General features: G+C 59.0%; 18 protein-coding genes. 9 read left to right on the forward strand and 9 right to left on the reverse strand.

The window, feature by feature from the left end; translation table 11 throughout:
• Positions 1-36: 36 nt before the first annotated feature.
• The 3 genes from hrcA to hemW all read right to left on the reverse strand — a co-directional run bounded on the left by hrcA (position 37) and on the right by hemW (position 3511).
• Positions 37-1077 (reverse strand): heat-inducible transcriptional repressor HrcA, encoded by a 1041-nt coding sequence (hrcA, locus tag MHX65_RS03260; protein ID WP_239268619.1) that lies wholly within the window; start codon positions 1075-1077, stop codon positions 37-39.
• A 12-nt stretch (positions 1078-1089) separates the two neighbouring features.
• Complete coding sequence (locus tag MHX65_RS03265; RefSeq protein ID WP_239268621.1) at positions 1090-2262, reverse strand: ATP-binding protein; 1173 nt, start codon at positions 2260-2262, stop codon at positions 1090-1092.
• Between the two features lie 109 nt (positions 2263-2371).
• Positions 2372-3511, reverse strand: coding sequence for a radical SAM family heme chaperone HemW (gene hemW / locus MHX65_RS03270; protein WP_239268623.1), 1140 nt, complete (start codon positions 3509-3511; stop codon positions 2372-2374).
• Between the two features lie 149 nt (positions 3512-3660).
• On the opposite strand from hemW, the gene MHX65_RS03275 reads away from it, so the two are divergent.
• From MHX65_RS03275 to MHX65_RS03290, 4 genes are all read left to right on the forward strand, one after another.
• Positions 3661-5049 carry a hemolysin family protein gene (locus tag MHX65_RS03275; protein ID WP_239268625.1) on the forward strand — a complete coding sequence of 463 codons (1389 nt, stop codon included), beginning with the start codon at positions 3661-3663 and terminating at the stop codon, positions 5047-5049.
• Complete coding sequence (locus tag MHX65_RS03280; RefSeq protein WP_239268627.1) at positions 5049-6107, forward strand: CNNM domain-containing protein; 1059 nt, start codon at positions 5049-5051, stop codon at positions 6105-6107. Before MHX65_RS03275 ends, MHX65_RS03280 begins: the two co-directional genes overlap by 1 nt.
• Positions 6108-6217: 110 nt before the next feature.
• Positions 6218-7372: an ATP-binding protein gene (locus MHX65_RS03285; protein WP_239268629.1), complete on the forward strand. Its 1155-nt coding sequence runs from the start codon at positions 6218-6220 to the stop codon at positions 7370-7372.
• A 164-nt stretch (positions 7373-7536) separates the two neighbouring features.
• Complete coding sequence (locus tag MHX65_RS03290; protein WP_239268630.1) at positions 7537-8487, forward strand: hypothetical protein; 951 nt, start codon at positions 7537-7539, stop codon at positions 8485-8487.
• 139 nt (positions 8488-8626) lie between these two features.
• Here the strand turns inward: MHX65_RS03290 and MHX65_RS03295 are convergent, their stop codons facing one another.
• The 4 genes from MHX65_RS03295 to MHX65_RS03310 form a co-directional block, all read right to left on the reverse strand.
• Positions 8627-9307, reverse strand: coding sequence for a hypothetical protein (locus MHX65_RS03295; RefSeq protein WP_239268632.1), 681 nt, complete (start codon positions 9305-9307; stop codon positions 8627-8629).
• Between the two features lie 224 nt (positions 9308-9531).
• On the reverse strand, positions 9532-11364 hold the full coding sequence (locus MHX65_RS03300; RefSeq protein WP_239268634.1) for an AMP-dependent synthetase/ligase: 1833 nt from the start codon (positions 11362-11364) through the stop codon (positions 9532-9534).
• 151 nt (positions 11365-11515) lie between these two features.
• Positions 11516-11791 carry a hypothetical protein gene (locus MHX65_RS03305; RefSeq protein WP_239268636.1) on the reverse strand — a complete coding sequence of 92 codons (276 nt, stop codon included), beginning with the start codon at positions 11789-11791 and terminating at the stop codon, positions 11516-11518.
• Positions 11784-11987 carry a hypothetical protein gene (locus MHX65_RS03310; RefSeq protein WP_005278067.1) on the reverse strand — a complete coding sequence of 68 codons (204 nt, stop codon included), beginning with the start codon at positions 11985-11987 and terminating at the stop codon, positions 11784-11786. The genes MHX65_RS03305 and MHX65_RS03310 overlap by 8 nt, the downstream gene beginning before the upstream one ends.
• Positions 11988-12025: 38 nt before the next feature.
• On the opposite strand from MHX65_RS03310, the gene MHX65_RS03315 reads away from it, so the two are divergent.
• A complete protein-coding gene (locus MHX65_RS03315; protein ID WP_239268638.1) occupies positions 12026-13288 on the forward strand; it encodes a carboxylesterase family protein in 1263 nt (420 codons plus the stop codon).
• Positions 13289-13291: 3 nt separating this feature from the next.
• On the opposite strand, the gene idi is transcribed toward MHX65_RS03315, so the two are convergent.
• Both idi and MHX65_RS03325 read right to left on the reverse strand, forming a co-directional pair.
• Positions 13292-13843 (reverse strand): isopentenyl-diphosphate Delta-isomerase, encoded by a 552-nt coding sequence (idi, locus tag MHX65_RS03320; protein WP_239268639.1) that lies wholly within the window; start codon positions 13841-13843, stop codon positions 13292-13294.
• Positions 13840-14388, reverse strand: a complete 549-nt coding sequence (locus tag MHX65_RS03325; protein ID WP_239268641.1) for a hypothetical protein — start codon at positions 14386-14388, stop codon at positions 13840-13842. The genes idi and MHX65_RS03325 overlap by 4 nt, the downstream gene beginning before the upstream one ends.
• A gap of 169 nt (positions 14389-14557) precedes the next feature.
• Here MHX65_RS03325 and MHX65_RS03330 point away from each other — a divergent pair, with 169 nt between their 5' ends.
• From MHX65_RS03330 to MHX65_RS03345, 4 genes are all read left to right on the forward strand, one after another.
• Complete coding sequence (locus MHX65_RS03330) at positions 14558-16444, forward strand: ABC transporter ATP-binding protein (RefSeq protein WP_239268643.1); 1887 nt, start codon at positions 14558-14560, stop codon at positions 16442-16444.
• A 42-nt stretch (positions 16445-16486) separates the two neighbouring features.
• Positions 16487-17617, forward strand: coding sequence for a MalY/PatB family protein (locus MHX65_RS03335; protein ID WP_239268645.1), 1131 nt, complete (start codon positions 16487-16489; stop codon positions 17615-17617).
• A gap of 213 nt (positions 17618-17830) precedes the next feature.
• Positions 17831-19258: a branched-chain amino acid transport system II carrier protein gene (gene brnQ, locus MHX65_RS03340; protein ID WP_239268647.1), complete on the forward strand. Its 1428-nt coding sequence runs from the start codon at positions 17831-17833 to the stop codon at positions 19256-19258.
• A 188-nt stretch (positions 19259-19446) separates the two neighbouring features.
• Positions 19447-20466, forward strand: a complete 1020-nt coding sequence (locus MHX65_RS03345; RefSeq protein ID WP_239268649.1) for an LLM class flavin-dependent oxidoreductase — start codon at positions 19447-19449, stop codon at positions 20464-20466.
• The last annotated feature ends 112 nt before the right edge of the window (positions 20467-20578 follow it).

Raw genomic sequence — 20578 nt, forward strand, 5'->3', positions numbered from 1 at the left:
CAAAAATTTATGTAGCGACCGGCTAGTCTACTCGCACTACTCGCCGGCCAAAATTTCACTCACGTATTGTGCAACAGCAGAGACTTTAGAGATTGTTCCCGAATAGTCCATAAACGTCGGCCCCACCACTCCAAGGCCACCTAGCGTCGCCGCCTGTCCCCCGGTTCCAAAACCATACCCGGCGGCAACGACGGAGGCATCGCGCAGTTGATCCTCTTCGTTTTCGTCCCCGATCACCACGGAAACATTGCCTAAGTCCGGCACGCGTGCCAGCAATTTCAACACGACGACCTGTTCTTCCAGGGCTTCGATAATTTTGGGCAGTCCTTCCGGAAATTCGCGCGCGACGCGGGTGAGGTTCGAGGTACCCGCCAAAATCAAGCGATCGGAAGGCTGTTCCACCAAGGTTTCAATGAGCGTGGTCGCCACCTTGAGCACGTGGTGGCGAATATCCAGCGGGGCGTCATCGACGAGGTGGGCGAGCTCCACGGAGGCATCAGTAAGCGTCTTGCCCACCAGCGCATTATTGACGATGTCCCGCAGGCGATACGTCTGATCCTGGTCGATGACCTCATCTAGTTCCACGTTGCGCTGATCCACGCGGCCGTTATCCGTAATCAGCACCAGCAGCACCCGCACCGGGGACAACGTGACGACCTCGCAGTGCTTGACGCGCGAGACCTTCAAATTGGGCAGCTGCACCACGGCCGCCTGCTCAGTGACCTGGGCCAAAAGCTGCACGGAGCGGCGCAGGACATCTTCGAGGTCTACCCCGCCTTCCAAGAAGCTCAGCATCGCTTTGCGCTCTGGGGTAGAAAGCGGCTTGACCTCGTGCAGGGAATCAACGAACTGCCGGTACCCCTGCTGCGTGGGAACGCGCCCAGAACTGGCATGCTGCTGCGAAATCAGCCCCTGCGATTCCAGCACGGCCATGTCATTGCGGATGGTCGCGGAAGAAACGCCCAGCCGGTAGCGCTCTACCAGCGTTTTAGAGCCCACGGGTTCCTGGGAGGCAATGTAATCCGCAACGATGGCCCGCAGGACCTCCTTGCGGCGGGCATCAGTTGAGGTAGACACTTCTCAGCGCTCCTATTCTCTACGGCGTTTAATAAATTCTTGAAAATTGGGGACGGTATATCGCACCTTGCCATGTTCGGGTGAATAAATCAGCCCCTTATTAATAAGGTTTGCTCGAACTGGACCCAATTTACTGGTTTCCTTATCCAAAAATTCAGCAATATCCTTGGTCTCAGCGGATTCACCCCCGATTTCCGCCATAGCGATCAGGTATTCCCTTTCAGCAGGGGTAGCCCGGTCCCACTGAGCTTGAAAGAACCCAGAATCTAGTTGGTTGATGCCCAACCGTGCTGCCTGCTGCGCATGATTGAGCGAAAATGGAGAACTCTGTCCCACTCTCCAAATCTGCGAACCGAATTCTTGCAGAAAGTAAGGATACTGGCCGCTAACTTCTACGAGATGATCCAATGCATCATCCTGAAATTCCACGTCTTGGCGTTCCGCAGGTTCAGATAAAGCGAGCCGTGCCGGCATCATTCCTAGACGGTCAATATTGTGAATTTCAAACATTCGCTCTGCGTAAGAGCGTGAACGCGCCACCTTTCCTGGAAGGCTCGGCAGTCCAGCCCCGATGATATAAAACGGGAGCCTATTTTGACCTGCCTCGTGCTGCGCAGAAATCAAGGCCTCGAGCATCTCTTCATCGAGATCCTGCATTTCATCAATGAACAGCGCCACCGCTCTTTTCTCTTTCCGCAATGCTTCCGCAGTTGCAGAGACCACATCTTGTAGATCAAGTTCCAGATTTCCTGTTAAAGGTGGAAATTCTTTCGGCTCCACACCCAAATCAATCGTGCCAGCCCCTAATGAAACATTAAAAGCCGCAACTGCCCGCGTTAATGCCGCTGCGCTTTCTTTAACTTTGATTTTCGCACGAAAACGAAGAGATGCTTTTGCCAGCCCATCCGCAATCGCTCTACGGACGCTTTCGTGACCTCGTGTTCCCTGGGAAGCCTCGACTTTAACCGTCAGCCAGTCGTTTTGATCCGCACGAGTTTTAAGCTGATTCAATAAAACTGTTTTTCCCACGCCCCTTAAACCAATGAGCAGCATTGGGCGTCCCAAAAGATCGTTTTCCGCGCGCTTGATGAGGTTATCGAAGGCTTGTAAATCCTTGTCTCGCCCCGTAAGAACCGTCGGCGCAAGCCCAGAGCCTGGGGTATAGGGGTTGAGTGCGTCGTCCATGCCCAAAGTCTAACAAGAATAAGGCCGAATAAGGGGTTTTGGTGGTTCAGGGACAAATATAAGGGGTTTTGGTGGTTCAGGGGCAAATATAAGGAATTTCTGACGGCGGCTAGGACTCTTCGGCGATGAGGAGGTCGGAGACGATACCATCGGCAAGCAGGCGCCCAGGCTTGGTCACTCGCACGCGCTGGCCGGCGCGCTCGAGCAGGCCGCGGTCGATGAAGTCCTCCAATGCCGGGGCAGCGTGGGCATCGAGCCAGGATTCTGGGATGCCCTCGCGCAGGCGCAGGCCCAGCATCACCTTTTCCATGTGGCGATCGGCACCCGTTAGGGTTTCGCTGTCTTTGATGGGCAGCTCGCCGTTTCCTAGCGTTTGGATATAGCGGCTAGGGTGCTTGACGTTATAAAAGCGCTCGTCGCCTAGGTGGGAGTGCGCACCAGGACCTGCGCCCCACCAGTTGCCGTCCACCCAATAGATGCGGTTGTGCTCGCATTCGCCGCCGGGCAGCGACCAATTGGAGACCTCGTACCACTCGAAGCCGGCGTCTTCGAGGGTGGAAGAAATCAGTTCATAGCGCCGGGCCAGCACGTCTTCATCCGGGGCGGGCAGCAGCCCCTTATTCACCTTGCGGGCCATACGCGTGCCGTCTTCTACGATGAGCGAGTACGCGCTGACGTGGTCGACGCCGGTCTCCAGCACGCGGTCCAAGGTCTCGCGGACGTTATCGTCGGTTTCGGTGGGCGTGCCATAGATCATGTCGAGGTTGACGTGCTGGAAGCCTGCCTCCCGGGCCTCGCGCGCGGCGGCGAAGGCGCGTCCGGGGGTGTGGGCGCGCTCGAGCACTTGGAGCACGCTGTGCGAGGCGGACTGCATGCCGAGGCTGATGCGGTTAAAGCCGGCATCGGCAAGCGCGGCAAAGTACTCCGGCGAGGTGGACTCCGGGTTGGACTCGGTGGTGACCTCGGCGCCTGGGCTAAGCCCAAAGGTAGAGCGCACCGTATCCAGGATGCGGCTCAGGCCCTGCCCGCCCAGGAGTGAGGGCGTGCCGCCGCCGATGAAGACCGTATCCGCGGTGCGCCCCACGCGGGTGGCCGCCATCTCCAGCTCCTTGTTCAAGGCATCGAGGTAAGGGCCGGTGAGATCGCGCGGGCTGCCCAACTCGCCGGGGGTATAAGTATTAAAATCGCAATAACCGCAGCGGGTGGCGCAAAAGGGAACGTGGATATACAGCCCGAATGGTTCAGTCATGAATCAAACTCTAATAGGCAGGGAACAAAATGGCCGAAATGGGTGTTAAACATGTAGTATATTGCCAACTTCCCGCGTATAGAAAGGTACCTTCAGTGGAGCCTCCCAGTCGATGTCCCCGCCACCTTATAGGCGGTGGGGAGTAACTCATGTTATCGGCTATTATGATGATCCTGGCAGGCTTTATCGTCATCGGGCTCATCATCGTCGCGAACGCTTATTTCGTGGCACAAGAGTTTTCATTCATGTCCGTGGACCGCACCCAATTGCGGTCCATGGCCGCTGAAGGTGATAAATCCGCCCAGCGCGCGCTGGACATCACCAAGCGCACCTCCTTCATGCTTTCGGGTGCGCAGCTCGGCATTACCATTACCGGCCTGCTTATTGGTTATGTGGCAGAGCCCCTGGTGGGCCAGGGCCTTGGCGTGCTGCTTGGCGGAGTGGGAATTCCCACCGGCGTGTCCGTGGCTATCGGCACCATCGCGGCGCTATTTATTTCCACCATCGCCACGATGCTCTTTGCGGAGCTTTTTCCTAAGAACTACACCATCGCCGCGCCCATGAAAACGGCGCTGCGCCTGGCCGCGTCCACGCAGTGGTACCTGCGCATTTTCGGCTGGCTCATCCGCTTTTTCGAGTATTCCTCCAATGCGATTTTGAAGCTCTTTCGCATCGAGCCGGTAGAAGACGTCGACTCTTCCGCTACTGCCGATGACCTCGAATCCATCGTGGATTCCTCGCACGAAACCGGCGTCTTGGATGAGGACACGTACATGGTTTTGGACCGTTTGCTCGACTTTCCCGAGCACGACGTCGAGCACGCCATGATCCCCCGCTCCCGCGTGGACGTCATTGATCCTGGCACCACCCTGGGCGAGGTGCGCGAATTGATGTCTGAGAACCATACGCGCTACCCCGTCATCGATGATGAGCACAATCCCATCGGCGTGGTGCATCTTTTCGATGTCCTGGGCTCCGATCTCCCTGCCGCCACCAGCGCCACCGCCATCATGCGCGAGCCCCTGGTGGTTCCGGAGCTTATGCCGCTTCCCGATGTCGTCGATGAACTGCGCGGCGAAGAACAAAAGCTGGCCTGCGTCATCGACGAGTACGGCGGATTCGTCGGCATCGTCACCATGGAGGACCTGGCCGAGGAGATTCTTGGCGATGTCACCGATGAGCACGATATCGAGGAAACCGAAGAAATTACCGAGCAGGACGAATCCCACTGGCTGGTCGATGGCGATACCCCGCTGGATGAAATCGAGCGCGCCATTGGCCACGATCTTCCAGAGGGCGATTTCGAAACCATCGCCGGCCTGCTCATCGCGCACGCCGGTGCCCTGCCTGAGGTGGGCGAAATCCACACCATCGCCTTGGAGGCAGAGCCGGATGACTGGGTGGATCAGGATGAAGCACCCACCCGCTCCATCCGCATGCGCGTGGATGACGTGGACCGCCACGTGCCATCCTCCCTGGCCATCGAGCTCATTGAGGACTATGTCCACGACAGCGATGACGAAGAGGAGGAGGCATAATGACCGATACGTGGTGGTTCAACCTCATCGTCACGCTGCTCATCATCGCCGCATCCGGCTTCTTCGTGGTCATAGAGTTCTCCCTCATGGGTTCGCGCCGCAACCGGCTCGAAGAAAACGCGGAGTCTTCGCGCACCGCCCGCGCCGGTCTGCGCTCGCTCAATGAGCTGACCATCATGCTGGCTGGCGCGCAGTTGGGCATTACCGCCGCCACCTTCGTGCTCGGTGCCGTGACCAAACCGTGGGTCCATCACCTTCTGATGACCCCGCTAGAGGCCCTTGGCCTGCCGCTGGGCATTGCCGATGTCGCCAGCTTCATCCTCGCGCTGTTCATCGTCACCTTCCTGCACCTGGTGCTGGGTGAAATGGCGCCTAAGTCTTGGGCCATCGCCCACCCAGAATCCGCCCTGCAGGTCATTGCCATTCCCGCCCGCGGGTTCGTGTGGGTCTTCCGCCCGCTGCTGAAGTGGATTAACACGATGGCCAATAAATTGGTGGCCATGACCGGCGAGGAACCGGTCGACCGCGCCGGCGCCGCCGGCTACGATGCCGAGACGCTACGCACCTTGGTCGAGCACTCCCGCGAGACCGGCGCGCTAGACGATAATTCCGCCAACCAAATTTCCGATGTCATCGAGCTCGAGAACTCCACGGTGGGTGCCATGGCGCGCGCCCACGGCTCAGAGGTCGTGCCCCTGCCTTCCGATGCCACCGTGGAACAGCTCCAAGAGCTCGTCCTGCGCAAGAACATCATGCGCGTGCTCGTCTTCCCCAAGGATTCCCGCGTCCCCCGCGTGGTGCACGTGCGCGATACCCTCATGGCGGATCCCGATACCCCAGTCCTCGAATTCTCCCGCGCCCCGATTTCTGTCTCTTCTGCCACCACCGTGCAAAAGACGCTGGATCACATGCGCTCCCGCAATGAGCAGCTCGTCGTCGTGGGCAAGGCAGATAAGGACAAGGCCGTGTGGATCCTTACCTGGGATGACATCATGGGCCAGCTGTGGCCGCAGATTACCGAGCAGCTGGACAAGGTCACCCCTCCCCCAGCGGTATAGCGTCCTCATCGAAACCAACCGTCCCCGTTGGTTTCGATGCCTAATAGTTTTATAAACAAAATTCAAAAGATAAACAAGCGTACACAAGCGCAGTGTTTTACACTTGGACTATGACCACCCGGAAGAATCCGTTTACCGCCACGCTTGGGGCCACGCCTCCCTACCTGGCTGGCCGTAAAGACTCCATCGAGGAGTTTGCTTATGCCTTGGACGATGGCCCCGGATCCCATGAACGCATTTCCCTCGTCGTGGGTCCGCGCGGTATCGGCAAGACGGTATTGCTCAATGCCTTCGAAGACACCGCGTCAGATCGCGGGTGGCGCATCCTTAATGACACGGCATCTGCCGGTTTTGCGGAACGGCTCCGTGCTGAAATTATTAATACCCTTCACCTCAACCGGGCAGCGCTAAAAGGTTTCAACCTGCACCTTTTCCAATTGGGCATCGGCATGGAATGGGATTCAAGAACATTATCCGCGGAAACCTACCCCTTAAGAAGGGCCTTGAAAGACCTCCTCCATGCGCAGCGGGAACTAGACCGGATTTCCCACAGCGAGCCCACTGGGGTGCTCATTACTTTGGATGAAATGCACCACCAGCGCAGTGATGAGGTCATCGATTTTGGAGCTACCATCCAGCACCTCGTGCGAGAAGGGGAAAATATTGCTGTAGTCATGGCAGGAATCCCATCCTCAATTAAACCGCTTTTGGCTAGCCAAGATGACTCTAATCCTGTCACTTTTCTTCGCCGTGCGAACCGCATTGAATTGGACCGAGTGCCGGATACGGACGTCCGGAAGGCACTCAATGCTCCCGTAGAAGAAACAGAGGTTAATTGGGACAAGGACGCACTGAATTCTGCCGTAACCGCTTGCCAGGGATATCCCTTTATGATTCAGCTCGTCGGCCTATGGGCTTTCCGCCACCGAACAGACAATACGATTTCGGTGGAAGCTGCGCAGGAAGGCATTTCCAAAGCGCGACGAAAGCTAGGGCAGCTAGTCCATGAGCCCGCCCTAGCGGAGCTTTCCCCCATCGATCGGACATTCCTGCTCCACATGGCTCAAGACAATGGCCCCTCATCCATGAGTGATATCACGGCCCGCCTAGGAAAAAGTTCGCAATATGCATCCAATTACCGGCGCCGCTTGCTTGACTCGGAACTAATCGAAATACCAGCCAGTGGCCAAGTAGACTTTGCCCTGCCCTACCTTCGGGACTACTTGCGCGAGCATGCAGCTAGCTTGGTCATCGATTCGTACTAATCGAACTCAGTCACGCAACCCATTGTTATCGCAGGTGTGGATAACTTGAGCTCGTGGCGCCACTGGGGAATCATGATTAACACTTAGTGAAGATTCAACGAGAACTCCACAGCCTGCGCGCATTCGGGTAGCGGGCATCATGCTCCTCGTATGTGCTCGAGGGCATGAACCAAGCATTAACTAATATTCCGTCCATCCGGCACAACCATCCCACCTTCTGGCACGAACTCGATAACGGCACCTACCTCAAACTCGCACCCCGCATCGCGGTGCACCGCGAACATTACCACAGCCTGAACCTGTCCTCTCAGCTGCGCCTGCGCGCCATTGCCGCCGCCCGCAGCGCCTATACCGCGGTGCTCATTTCCAAATCCGCCGCCCGCGTCCACGGGCTATGGGTGCTTGCCTCCGCCGAAGAAAAGGTGGAAATGGCCCTTCCCCATAACTCTTTGCCTAATAAGGACCGGCGCAATCCAGAACGCATTTACCGCAAAACGAAATTACCCGAACCGATGCTGGTACACGGCGCCCGTACCGTTTCTCCGGCTCGGGCGGTAATCGATATTGCCCGGTTCCACGGTTTTCGCGAGGGCCTCATTGCCGCCGATTCTGCCCTGCGCGCAGGAATTACGAAGAAAGCTCTTAGTCAGGAATTCGCCCAGATGGGCAGGGTACGCAATAGTGCCGTCGTGCGAGAAGCTATCCACCACAGCTGCGCCGCCTCCCCTTCCCCCTATGCTTCCTTTGCCCGTGCCCTGCTCATCCAGGCGGATTTTCCCTGGCCGATGTTTTTCGAGGTCCACTACACCGCCCTGCCCGGCATCACCGCGGAGCTCTGCATCAATAAGACCTACGTCATCGACATCACCGAACCAGGCGATGACACTACCACCTCCATACAGCCGCTTGCCGATGCCCCATCCACCGCGGCACCAACGAAGCCGCGGGACCACGCTGAGCGGTCCCGCGACAAGCGCCTGCGCGATGCTGGCTTTATCGTCATACGGTGCTCCCCGCAGCAGTTAGTTCAGCACCCGGAGCGCTTTATCTCTGAGGTCACGGCCACTATCTCCGCGCGCCAGAACGCTATACGCTCCCAGCAGTCCCACAACTGAGCCATTCAACGCTAAAGATGAAGCCACGCAAGGTTCTAGTCCACGCAGGGTGTCCATCTAAAAATGCGACGGCCACCGAGAGAGGGAATCTCGGTGGCCGCTAAATTCCCCTTGCCTTAAGCAAGGAAGTCTAAAGGAACTATGCAGTTGTGGCCCGGCGGGCTGCCTCGCGCTTGGCGCGGACTTTTTCTACGACCACGGCAATGCGGGCGCGTTCTTCTAGGAATTGCGGCGGGTTATGCCCGCGCATGGAGCGCACGTACGCCGGGTGCGTATCGAGCACGGTGTGCTTCCACGCCTGCACGGCGATGAGCGCGGATTCCCCGGTACACTTATACAGGTGCGGTAGGGAGACCATGTCGAGGTTGCGGGCGACGGCATCCGTTTGCTCCAGCACGTATTCCACGACCTCACGCAGGTAATCTGCTACCGCCTGTGTGCGCTGGCGCAGCGCTTCTGCCAATTCATGCACAACGATGGGCTTGGCAATGGGATAGCGCTCATCCAACAGGCGCGGGGTGAGCTGCTCCGGCTCCTCCGCATCATTCGCGCCGGAGGGAGCGGCAGAAATGGTTCCCGAACGCACGCCGGACACGAGCGCTTGGCGAAGCCCAATTAGCTCACCCACGCAGCGCCCCGAGTCCACGCGGGCGTCGTCGACGATATCGCCGAGTTCCGCCAAACAATCCATGGACAGTTCCTCATCCCAATCCTCGATTGCTTCAATGAGGTGCTCGAGGTATTCCGCGACTTCGTCGCCGATATTGTAAATCTCCTGGGTGAGCTCGCGGTGACGCAGCTCGGCGGCGATCTTCTGCATAGGCTTCGAGCCACTCCTTCCGCGGTTTTCATTTTCTAACCTCTAGTAGAGGTTGAGGTTTTCGGCGACGACTCATGACTCTATGCCAGATCGTCTACCGCGAGAGTGCGACACTCCGAAGCGTTTCACAGGTTTATGGCAGGTTCGCGCTTCGCCCATGGTGACCTGCAAGAAGGAAAACACCCGAGGAATAAAATCCTCGGGTGTACCCGTTTCACGCCTTTCTAGCGCTTGTAAATGTGCTCGATGGCGCTGGCGTAGCGTTGCGCCACCACGTTGCGCTTGACCTTCATCGTTGGCGTAAGCTCATTTTCATCCTCGGTAAGGTCGCTTTCTAGGATGTAGAACTTCTTAATGCCTTCCGCATGGGACACCGTGGAGTTGACCTTGTTGACGGCGTCTTGCACTTCGGCGCGCAGGGTGGCATCGGTAGCGATATCGTCCATAGAGCGGTTTTCTGGGATATTGTGGTCCAGCTTCCACCGCTTGAGGATGTCCGGGTCCAGGGTGATAAGCGCTCCCACGAACGGCTTGCCATCGCCTACGACCATGGCCTGCGAAATCAGCGGGTGGCCGCGCAGGATGTCCTCCATCGGGCCAGGCGAGACGTTCTTGCCACCCGCGGTAACAATCAGGTCCTTCTTGCGCCCGGTGATGGTGAGCTTGCCATCATCGTCGATTTCCCCCAAGTCACCGGTGTTGTACCAGCCGTCCTCAAAGGCTTCCTCCGTGGCCTCGGGGTTATTCCAATACCCTTCGAATACCATGCCGCCCTTGATGCAGACTTCGCCGTCATCGTTGATGCGGAGGGTAACCCCGCCGAGAGGCGGGCCGACGGTACCAATGGATTGGTCCACGTAGTCCACGGCAGCGGCCGCGGCGGTCTCGGTCAGGCCGTAGCCCTCATAGATGGGCACGCCGATGCCGCGGAACCAGTGCAACAGATCGTGGCCCATCGCGGAGCCGCCGGTAATGCAGTACCGAACATTGCCGCCTACGCCCTGGCGAATGGTGGAATAGACCAGCTTGTCAAAGAGCTTGTGCTTAATTTTCAGCAGCCGGTCTGGGCCGTCCGGCGTATCGAGTGCCTTCGAGTATTCGATGGCGATCTTTTCGGACTGTTCAAAAAGAAAGCTCTTGATGCCAGAATCCGCCGCCTTCGAGGCCGCGGAGTTGCGAACCTTTTCAAATACGCGCGGCACGCCCAAAATGACGTTGGGGCGAGAGCGGGCGAACTCGATGGAGATGGTGGAAAAATCGGACCAGTGGTTCTGCGAGGCACCGCGAATGGCCACGGCAATCGATACGGCGCGGGAAAAGACATGTGCCAAAGGCAAAAATGTCAGCGTATGGCTGCCCGGCACGGCGAAGACACCGATGGGGTTGGTGGTCAGCGCCCTAGCCTCCGAGAGCCAGTTCCGGTGCGTCAGGATGCAGCCCTTCGGGCGGCCGGTGGTGCCGGAGGTATAAACCAAAGAGGCCAGATCATCGGTATTGGTGGCGGCGATGCGGGCAGACACCTCGTCGGTGCCAACGCTGCGGCCTTCGAATTTCAAGGTATCGATGGCAGAGGAATTAATCTCTAAAACGCGCCGCAGCTGCGATGGCGAGCCCTTCAAATTCGGTTCCCCATCGTCTTGTAGGACCAGGTTTTCAACTAATTCGGAGTGCTCGCGGGTTTCGGTAATCGCCAGCACCGCGCCGGAGTCCTCGATAATCCAGCGCACCTGGGAGGCGGACGAGGAAGGATAAACCGGAACCGATGCCGCACCGGCGGCCCAGATGGCGTAGTCCAGCAGGGACCATTCGTAGCGGGTAGCAGAAATCAGAGCGATGCGATCGCCCTGCTCGACGCCTAGCGCGATTAAGCCTTGGGCTACTTCAAAGACCTCATCGATAAACTCTTTACCGGTGACATTGACCCACTCGTAATTAGCTGGGCGGGTAAACATGACGCCGTGCGGGCGCTTCTTCGCGGTATCCATCAGGGCGGTGAGGCAGGTCTCCCCCGGCTCAATGGTAAAATCCGCCGGAGTGTGCACTTGTTGCAGGGTCACGCGATGTCCTTTCGCACAGCTAATAATAATCTGTGCCTACTGTACCAACCGGTTGGCGTATCAACGCGTTTCACCCACGATCGAAGCTGTAATTATTCACGGCTTATAACACCAGAGTGGTCCATTTATTGGAGCAGTCCACCAGTTTGTCCTAGGGCCACAGGCTGCCGATAAGCGCAACGATGAGAACTAACGCAATCATGGACCACAGCGTGAGCGAGACCCGGGATTTAGGCAGAGAGCGCTTGCGGCGAACGGGCTGAGAGGTGCCAGCAACCAGCGGGTTTGCAGCGCGCTCATCCTTTTTGCGCTCTGGATCCCACAGGCCTTCGCGGGGATCGACCGGCTGGATCCTATCCGAGCTGGCGCTGGGCACGTCGCCGCTCGCTGCGTTATCGCCCGCGCCCTCCGAATGTTGTTCAGCCATGGTCTTTTACTGTAGTGCCGCGATTGCGAAACTGGGAAATTAGGACGGCGCTGCGGTCCACGGCCCACATCAGGCACCAGGCCAGCCCAATCATGATGGGCACCACGATGATGACCACGATGATCATCTGTACCCACACGGGCGCCTGCACCAAGAACTGCGAAAATGCGCTGCTCACGTCAGTCAACCACTCCATGGGTCCTTATATTACTGCCCCACGGTAATCTGGCAGGTATGTCGAGCGCACAGATACCCGTTACCATTGCCACCCCATCTGGACGCATCACCGGCTTTAGCCGCGATGGCCTCTCCTACTTTCATTCGCTGCGCTTTTGCGAAATCCCTAGCCGCTTTTCCACGGCGCGGCCGCTGGATGAGCCCCTCGACCAAGATGCGCGCACACCGCAACCGGATGAGGTAGCGCTCAGTATTACTGCCCCGGAAAACGCGACGGATTGCCCCGTGGTGGTCTATATCCACGGGGGAAGTTTTGAAGGCGGCTCGCATGAGGACGAGCGGGTGCCAGGCACGGTAACGGCCCGCAAGGGCATCATCCAAGTCCGGGTGGGCTACCGCGTGGGCCTGGCTGGTTTCGCCCGCTTTGCCGACGATGAAGCGGACCGCTACCGGGGCATCGATGACTGCGTGCTGGCGTTGGAGTGGCTACAGGACAATATCGAATCCTTTGGCGGGGATAAAACGAATATCACCCTGGTAGGACAATCCGCCGGCGCGGCGATTAGCCTGTGGCTTGCCCGGCGCGATCACTATCGCGGCGCTTTCCGGCGCGTCCTCGCCCTCTCGCCCGCCTACCCCCGCGATACCTTTGAGCACCGCGTGGCGGGATTGCACAGGTACCTCTCGGTACCTATTGAGCGCAGCGCCCTGGAATCGCTCTCGCCCGAGGCATTGGAAAAGGGCTATAAAAAGTTCCGCAAGAAGCACCGCTATGACTTGGCCCTCGGCCCGGCGCCGATGCAGGCATCCGAACTGGCGGATATCCCCATCGTGGTGAGCTCCACCCGGGATGAGTTTTACGATCTCCCGGCCGGCAAGCGCATCGATAATATGGCCCTGGGCAAGTTTATTTGTAACTACCTGTCCCAGCGCTTCGGCTTCCCGCACGGCCGCTACACGCAATGGCGCCAGCTCGCGCAGTACGTGGACCCGGACCGCCTGATGGGCCGGATGATCGGCGATTCCCTCGTTCGCCGCTGGACGGCGCAGGTGGCCTCCGGCGCACCGGGGCCAACCTGGATGATGGAGTTTACGAGGAAGCTTAAGCCAGCGCTGCACTGCGATGAGCTCTACCCGCTCTTCGGCACCGACTGCGAGCTGAACGAGTGGCTCTGCCACTTCGCCACCACCGGCGAGCCGGGCTTCCCCAACTATGGCAGCGACCACCGCGTGCTCGAATTTGATTTGGATACCGGGGATAGGCGCATCGCCTATGCCACCCTTGATTACGTGGCGGCGGCGTTTTATGAGGAAGACTAACTGCTACTGCGCCAAAGACTGAAGCGCCGCGCGCAATTCGGCTTCCGCCAGTTCCTCGCACATCCACGGGCTAAATACCGCCGGCACGGCATCGGCCGCGGCGATAAGCCGGGCGGGCTCGACCCATTCCCAGGAGTCGACCTCGTCCGGGTTCGGCTGCCACTGCGCTTGGGAGTCGAGCTCTACGCAGTAGACGGGGCAGATTTCGTTTTCCACCAAGCCGGAAGAATCCACCGCACGGTAGGAAAAGGTGGGCAGCACCACGCGCAAGTTGGATAACGCATCCGCGGGAATGCCTAGCTCGAATTCGGCGCGGCGAGTAACGGCATCGGCAGTCGCCTCCCCCGGACCAGGATGCCCGCAGAAGGAATTGGTCCACACGCCGGGCCAGGTTTGCTTGCCCAGCGCCCGGCGGGTGATGAGCACCTTTCCGTGGCAGGTAACCCACGCGGAAAAGGCAAAGTGCAAGGCGGTGTCGGTGGTATGCACCTCGGATTTGAGCGCAGTACCAATGGCTTTTCCATCAGCACCCGCCAGGACTACCCGTTCCGTCATAGGTTCAGATCCCCCACCCACGTGACGTTTCCAATGTGCAGGCGGGCATTCCAGAGGTTACCCGGCGCGACATCGTAACGGTATTGGAGGTTGACCGCGGCGCCCGCGCCCAGCGGGTGATCGAGGCCCGGGGGTTCCACGTCAGGCGCGGAGTTCTCGTCATACGGCAGGGCTTTTACCTTAGACCAGCCGCCATTCCCGTCGGCGCGCTCAAGGACGGGGTCATCGAAGGCATCGGTGGGCAGGGCCATTTCGTTTTCGTTCTTGAGCAAAATGGTTACCACGGAGCCGCCGGAATTATTGTCCGTATACACTCCTTGCAGCTCCCAGCTGACACCGAGGCCGGCATCTTTGACCGGGCTCGCTAGGTTGGAAGTGACTTCCTTATCGTCGGTGTCTTCCGCTTGATAAGGCGCTTCTTCTGAGCTGGAGACGGTGATATTGTCCCCCAGCCCGGTCTCTTCCGGCTGGAGAATGCTGCATCCGGCCAGGGTCACGGCGAGAAGGCTGACCACGCCTGCGCCTAAAGTGTGAGAAATTTTCACCGTGGATGGATCCTTTGCACGCGAAGATAACTTTATTTCTGCACAGATACCTTAGCCGAAAGCCCGCCCAAGGTATGCATCTGGGCTGCGCGCCGTGGCGTGTGGCATACTGGACTGTCTCTTTTAGGTACTCTACTTCCCTACGCGTCTTTGAATTGAGCATCCCTCCATGAAATCCCTCGTACGCATTACCCGCAGCGCTTCTGCCCTGTGGCCCTATTATCTCGGCGTGTTGCTCGCAGCGACGGTCACCGCCGTCCTTGCGTTGATTTCACCCTTTTTCACCAGGGAAGCCACCGACATCATCGTTGAGGCCCTCCAAACAAGCGAGCCGCTTGGCGATGCCCTTCGTTCCGTCCTTTTCCTAGCCCTCGCCCTCTTCCTGGCTGATGCCGCCAATGCCCTATTCCGCAATATCGGCAGCTACATCGGCGATGTCATGGTCTCGCGCCTGCGCCAGATTTTATCCAACCGCTACTTTGCCAAGCTCTTGGCGCTGCCGCAGGGCTATTACGATAATCAGGTCACCGGCACGATCATCGCCCGACTGGATCGCTCCATCGCGAATATCACGCAGTTTATCCAGTCCTTTGCCAATAATTTCTTCACGATGATCATTCAGACCATCGCGGTATTGGCCATTACCGCCTGGTACTACTGGCCGCTGACCATCTTATTGGCGCTGCTTTTCCCCATTTATATGTGGCTGACCGCGCTGACCTCGAAGCGCTGGCAAAAATTTGAAGCCATTAAAAACGAAAACATCGACCAAGCCAATGGCCGCTTCGCCGAGGTCATAGGCCAGGTCAAGGTCACCAAGTCCTTCGTCGCCGAATCCCGCGAGTTGGACCACTTTGCCCAGCGCTATGGCACCGTAGTCGATACCACGCGGCCGCAGTCCCGCTGGTGGCACATGATGGATACCTTCCGCGGCATCGCCATGGCCGTAATCTTTTTAGGCATCTATGCGGTCATCTTTTGGCGCACCCTTGAAGGCCACTTCTCCATCGGCGATATGGTCATGCTCTTGCAGATGGTCACCATGGCCAAGCAACCCGTCTTCATGATGAGCTGGATGATCGATACGGCCCAGCGCGCTATCGCCGGCTCACGCGACTACTTCAAGGTCATGGAAGAAGACCTGGAGCCCACCGCCTCGCGCGAGCTGGTCGCCGCCATCACAGACTCCGGCACCCCCGATCTGAACCTCACCCCTATTACCCCATTGGAGCCCACGCCCGGCGCGCCGGTCTTTGCCTTTGATGATGTTTCCTTCGCTTATGAAGAAGGAAAACCCGTCGTTACAAATATCTCCTTTAGCGCGCACGAGGGCCAGAAGGTCGCGCTCGTGGGTGAATCGGGCGGCGGTAAATCCACCCTGGTCAACCTGCTGCTGGGCCTGTATCACCCCTCGGCTGGCCACCTCGACGTGCTGGGCCACCGCGTCGATGACCTCACCGCTTCACGCCTGCGCGCGTCCGTCGGCGTGGTCTTCCAAGAGTCCTACCTCTTTTCGGGCACCATCCGCGACAATATTGCCTATGGCAAGCCGGGGGCTACTGAGGAAGAAATCGTGGATGTGGCCAAGCGCGCCAATGCCCATGACTTCATTGAGGCCTTCCCGGATGGTTATGACACGGTCATCGGCGAGCGCGGGTTGAAGCTTTCCGGTGGGCAGAAGCAGCGCGTGTCCGTCGCGCGCGCCATGTTAAAGGATGCGCCCATCCTGGTGCTCGATGAGGCCACCTCCGCGCTGGATACCAAGGCCGAGCGCGCGGTCCAGGCTGGCCTAGACGAGCTGATGAAGGACCGGACCACGCTTATTATCGCGCACCGCCTATCCACCATCGCGGATGTCGATACCATCATCACCCTAGAGGCAGGGCGAATTGATGAAATGGGCTCGCCTGCCGAGCTCGCGCAATCCGGTGGTATTTATGCCGAGCTGCTCAAGCTCACCCAATCCAGCTCCGCCGCGGACCGCCGCCGGCTGAAAAAGTACGGCTTTGTCACCGGGACCAATTCCCGCAGCGAGCACGGCGAAGAAAGTGAATAAATCCACTGGGACTGCTGCGCTTAAAGCGTTAAGCTTGTGTGCATGCAGTTTCCTAGCCTAGAAGAGTTGCAAGCCCGCGGAACCCGCAAGTGGACCGTCTTTGATGAGGACGTCCTCCCGCTGTGGATCGCGGAGTCCGATTTTCCCACCGCCCCCGCCGTCAAAAAGGCGCTGCAGGAGATGGTGGATAATGAAACCTTCGGCTATACCCCCTCCCCCAAGGCCTCGGGGCTGCGCGAGGCAGTCGCCGATTTCTATGCGGAACGCTACGACTGGCGCCCCAATGCCGATCACATCTTCTGGATAGGCGATGTCGTCCGCGGCCTCTTGCTCGGCGTGCAGTACTTCACCCGCAATGATTCCCCCGTCATCGTGCCCGTGCCCTCCTACCCACCGCTGCTAGAGCTCCCCCGCACGGCTGGGCGCGAAAAGATAGAAACTAGCCTCGAGCTAGAGGAAATCGAGCAGGCCTTCAAGGACGGCGCCGGTTCTATTCTCTTGGCCAATCCGTATAACCCGCACGGCCACGTCTTGTCGGAGGACTACCTCCGCGGGCTGGTGGAGTTGGCGGAGAAATACGATGCCCGCATCTTGGCCGATGAGATCCATGCCCCGCTGGTTTATGAAGGAAAGCATATCCCGGTGGCATCGCTAAGCGAGGAAGCAGCGCAGCGCACCATCACCGTCACCGCCACTTCCAAGGCCTTTAATACCGCGGGACTCAAGTGCGCGCAGATCATCTTTTCCAATGCCGCCGATGCCCAAAAGTGGAACGGTCTGACCGGCGTAGCCAAAGACGGGACCGGCACCTTGGGCGTGCTTGCCGCCGAGGCCGCTTACCGCCACGGCGGGGGCTTCTTAGACGAGGGAATCGAGTACCTGCGCGAGACACGCGACTGGTTGGTGAAAGAACTCCCGCAGCGCATCCCTGGGCTAAAGACCTCGCAGCCCCAAGCCACCTACCTGTTGTGGCTAGACTTTTCCGATACCGCCCTCGCTGGCAATCCCCAGCCCGCCAAGTGGCTGCGCGAAAACGCCCGCGTCGCCCTCAACGAGGGCGATACCTTCGGCACCGGCGGCCCCGGCCACGCGCGGTTGAACTTCGCCACTTCCCGCGAGATCTTGGGCGAGGCACTCGACCGCATGGAAAAGGCCTTCGCCGAGCTCGACTAGCTCCCCCGCCATCCTTTCTCCTCGCCCCATCGCACGCGCGATGGGGCTTTTATTGCATTTTCACCATGCTTTGATTTCTCAACAGGTGGGCAGTAATATCTCATTACACGAATAGCCCCTATAGGGCTACAGAATTCGCATTCTCGTTCGCGCCCCGCCACCACGGCTCTCGGCGCGGCCGATGGTTTTAGTACGCAATGTTAAGGAGCCAGGATGGCTACCACCACCGCCTCAGGCACCCCCAAGAGCAAGGCCACCGTTGTCATTGCTTCGCTCATGCTCTTTTCGATGTTCTTCGGCGCCGGCAACCTCATTTTCCCGCCCATGGTGGGCGTATCCGCCGGTACCAACTTCTGGCCCGCGGTGCTGGGCTTCCTCGCTGCCGGCGTACTCTTGCCCGTCCTGGCCATCATCGCGGTCGCCATTTCCGGCCGCTCCGTGCGCGACCTGGGCGCGAATGGCGGCGCTATCTTCGGCGTCGCCTTTTCCGCCATGGCCTACCTGTCCATCGGCGCTTTCTACGCGCTCCCGCGCACCGGCGCGGTCTCCATGGAAACGGCGATTACTCCCCTTTTGGGCTGGGAAGGCACCCTGGCTAGCGGTTTATTCAATACCATCTTCTTCCTCATCGCGCTCGGCCTGGCGTGGAAGCCCAATTCCATCATCGATACCCTGGGCAAATTCCTCACCCCAGCCCTGGTTGCGCTGCTGGTCATCCTCATTACCTTGGCCGCGCTGAATCACCCGCGCGATCCCCAGATGCCCACTGAAGATTACGTTTCTTCCCCCATGGTCACCGGCCTTTTCGAGGGCTATAACACCATGGACGCCATCGCCGGCCTGGCCTTTTCCATCGTCATCGTGGGTTCCCTGCGCTCTAAGGGCTTTAAGACCCAAAAGTCCCTGGTGAAGGGCACCATCACCGCGGCGCTCGTCGCCGGCGCCCTGCTTGCCGCCATCTACCTGGGCCTTGCCTGGGTAGGCCAGACCTTGCCCGATGGCCAGTCCTATGATTCAGGTGCGCCGCTGCTTGCCGAGGCCGCCAATCTCACCATGGGCACCTTCGGCCAGGCCCTCTTCTCCGCCATCGTCGTCCTCGCTTGCCTGACCACCGCGGTGGGCCTTATTACCGCCACCTCCGCGTTCTTCGAGATGCTGGTGCCGAAGACGACCTACCACCTGTGGGCCTGCATCTTTACCGCGATGTCTATCCTCTTCGCCTTCCAAGGCCTCGACACCGTGCTATCCATTGCGGTGCCGTTTATTACCTTCCTGTACCCACCGGCCATTTCCCTTATCCTGCTCACGCTTATCCAGCCGGCGGTAAAGAAGTCCGTCGTGTTCTACTGGACCTACCGCCTGGCCCTGTGGGTATCGGTCATCTGGTCCGCCCTGACCGTCATTTCCGCGCAGGGTTGGGGCACCACCGCCCTGGATCCCGTCTTGTCGCTGTCGCCGGGCCAAGCGGTGGATCTTGGCTGGATCGTGCCGACCGTCATCGCGGCAGTTATTGGCCTGATTGTGGATATCTCCACCAAGGCCGGGGAGAAGCACTCCAACTCCGTGACCGCGGCGGCCGATGCTGATGACGAGGCCGTCGTTGACTCGCCGCTCGATGCCGCGGCATCGCCAAAGAGCTAAGCTCTCTCCTTCCACACCCCGCCGTGGGCCCGCATTCCTCGGGCTCCGCGGCGGGGTTTTGTCTGCGATTTCAACTCAGCTAGGGACGCCGGGATGCGCATGGTCGCGCGAAAAAGTACGGAATAGCCCCGCCCCACGTACCGTTGCACTATAGGTACTATCCCCGCGAGAAAAAGGATTATTTTCCCATGACTGATCAGGCGCCGCTTTCCGTATTGGACTTTTGCACCATCTATGACGGTGAAACCCCTGCCCAATCCATTAACCGGTCGGTGGAATTGGCCCAAGAAGCCGAAAAGCTGGGGTATTCCCGCATGTGGTACACCGAGCACCACAATATGAAGTCCATTATGTCCTCCGCGCCCGCCGTCCTCATCGCGCACATCGGCGCCAAGACGGAGCGCATCCGGTTAGGCTCCGGCGGCGTGATGCTGCCCAACCACTCGCCGTACGTCATCGCCGAGCAATTCGGCACCCTGGAAGAGATGTACCCGAACCGCATCGACTTGGGCGTCGGCCGCGCCCCCGGCACGGACATGAATACCTTGGGCCGTGCGCTGCGCCGCGATGGGCAGTCTGCCGAGCGTTTTCCAGAAGACGTCAAAGAGCTCAATGCGTACCTCGAGGGCAAGGCCTATATCCCTGGAGTTAGCGCGATTCCCGGAGCTAATACGAACGTTCCTATCTATATTCTGGGCTCGTCCATGTTCGGCGCTTCGCTCGCGGCAAAGCTCGGCCTCCCCTACGCCTTTGCCTCCCACTTCGCCCCGCAGCACCTCGAGGAAGCAACCACCTACTACCGGGAAAACTTCCAGCCTTCCGAGCGGTTTACCAAGCCCTACGTCATCGCCGGGGTAAACGTCACAGCCGCCGATACTATGCAAGAGGCAGAAGCCGAGTACGAGCGCGTGTGCTTCAACCGCGTGAAGTCTTTCGCCGGCCGCGGCAAGTACCTGACCGATCAGCAGGTAGAGCAGATCATCGAGTCCTACCAGGGCCAGCAAATCCTGGACATGCTGCGCTACTCCGCGGTGGGTACCACCAAGGAAGTCACCGAATACTTAGAGAAGTTCCAAGAGCACGCCAAGGCCGACGAGCTTATGATTTCCCTGCAGTCCAGCTCGCACGAGAACGTCATCAAGAATATGCACGTGCTTGCTGAGGGCTGGCAGCTCGATCCAGCCAACGTAGCGGGTACCCCGCGCTAAACCCCGCCTCACTGCGCTACAAAGCGCCGCGTTGGGCCGCCCTCGGCCTCAACGCTGGCCGCTCGGTGCCACCGAGGCTCGCCACACAACAGCCGCTGAGATTGCCCTAATT

It is taken from the genome of Corynebacterium sp. ACRPS, assembly GCF_022346005.1.
Taxonomy (GTDB): Bacteria; Actinomycetota; Actinomycetes; order Mycobacteriales; family Mycobacteriaceae; genus Corynebacterium.